The 1,727-nt window shown below is 68.4% G+C and carries 1 protein-coding gene; it reads right to left on the reverse strand.

Translation table 11 applies throughout. The features are described from left to right. The coding region (locus tag A9W96_RS07890) for a polyribonucleotide nucleotidyltransferase (protein ID WP_231999631.1) at positions 1 to 1,552 on the reverse strand (1,552 nt) is incomplete at its 3' end. Positions 1,553 to 1,727: the final 175 nt, after the last annotated feature.

Here is a 1,727-nt window from a genome sequence, read left to right on the forward strand (position 1 = left end):
ACTTCCCGCCGTTCTCGACCGGCGAGACCGGCCGGGTGGGCTCACCCAAGCGGCGCGAGATCGGGCACGGCGCCCTGAGCGGCACACCGGCGTTGAGCAGCGACAGGGTGGACGCACAGACCGAACCCATCGACGTTGAGCCGTTGGAACCCAGCGCCTCGGACACCTGACGGATGGCGTAGGGGAACTCCTCGACACCGGGCAGCACCGGGATCAGGGCCCGCTCGGCCAGGGCGCCGTGCCCGATCTCGCGCCGCTTGGGTGAGCCCACCCGGCCGGTCTCGCCGGTCGAGAACGGCGGGAAGTTGTAGTGGTGCATGTAGCGCTTCGAGGTCTCGGGCCCCAGCGAATCGATCTGCTGGGCCATCTTGACCATGTCGAGCGTGGTGACGCCCAGGATCTGGGTCTCACCGCGCTGGAACAGCGCGCTGCCGTGCGCCCGCGGCACCACGGCCACCTCGGCCGACAACGCGCGGATGTCGGTGATGCCGCGGCCGTCGATGCGGAAGTGATCGGTCAGGATGCGCTGGCGCACCAGCTTTTTGGTCAGTGACCGGTAGGCGGCGCTGATCTCTTTCTCGCGGCCCTCGTAGGTCCCAGAGTCCCCAGCAAGGCGCGCGAGCACCTCGGCCTTGAGCTCGTCGGTGCGCGCGTCACGCTCGGCCTTGCCGCCGATGGTCAGCGCCTTGGCCAGCTCGTCGGTGGCCACCGAGGCCACCGAGTAGTAGACGTCGTCGCCGTAGTCCGGGAACGTCGGGAACTCGCCGGCCGGTTTGGCGGCCGCCCCGGCCAGTTCCTCCTGCGCGCTACACAGCGCGGCGATGAACGGCTTGGCGGCCTCGAGGCCTTCGGCCACAACGGTTTCCGTCGGCGCCGGGGCGCCGCCCTCGACGAGCTCGATGACGTTCTCGGTCGCCTCGGCCTCGACCATCATGATGGCCACGTCTTTTTTGTCGCCTTCGCCGACTATGCGGCCGGCCACCACCATGTCGAACACGGCCCGCTCGAGCTGCTCGACGGTCGGGAACGCCACCCAGGTGCCGTCGATCAGCGCGACCCGCACCCCACCGATGGGACCCGAGAACGGCAGCCCGCTCAGCTGGGTCGAGGCCGACGCGGCGTTGATCGCCAGCACGTCGTACAGGTCGTTGGGATCCAGGCTCAGGACGGTCACCACGACCTGGATCTCGTTACGCAGCCCGGAGACGAACGACGGGCGCAGCGGCCGGTCGATGAGCCGGCAGGTCAGGATCGCGTCGGTGGAGGGACGGCCCTCGCGACGGAAGAACGAACCGGGGATGCGACCGGCGGCATACATCCGCTCCTCGACATCGACGGTCAGCGGGAAGAAGTCGAAGTGCTCCTTGGGGCTCTTGCTGGCGGTCGTCGCCGACAACAGCATGTTCTCTTCGTCGAGGTACGCGACCACGGCGCCAGCGGCCTGCTGGGCCAACCGGCCGGTCTCGAAACGGATGGTGCGGGTGCCGAAGCTCCCGTTGTCGATGGTGGCGGTCGCCTCGAACACGCCCTCTTCAATTTCAGCGACAGACATGGACGTCCGTACGGCCTCTCTTGTATTCAGCTTTTTCGCGTGGCCACGCGCGAACCGCAGGCCTGACGGCCACGGGTCACCCGCGGGAGGCGCTGAGTCTGAATACGGCTACGGCCATCGATCGAAGCGGCCGACCTGCCCCAGATCCGGAGAGCCCGGCAGCCACTACCGAAGA

The sequence above is a fragment of the Mycobacterium sp. 1245852.3 genome, assembly GCF_001669335.1.
GTDB classification, from domain to species: domain Bacteria; phylum Actinomycetota; class Actinomycetes; order Mycobacteriales; family Mycobacteriaceae; genus Mycobacterium; species Mycobacterium europaeum_A.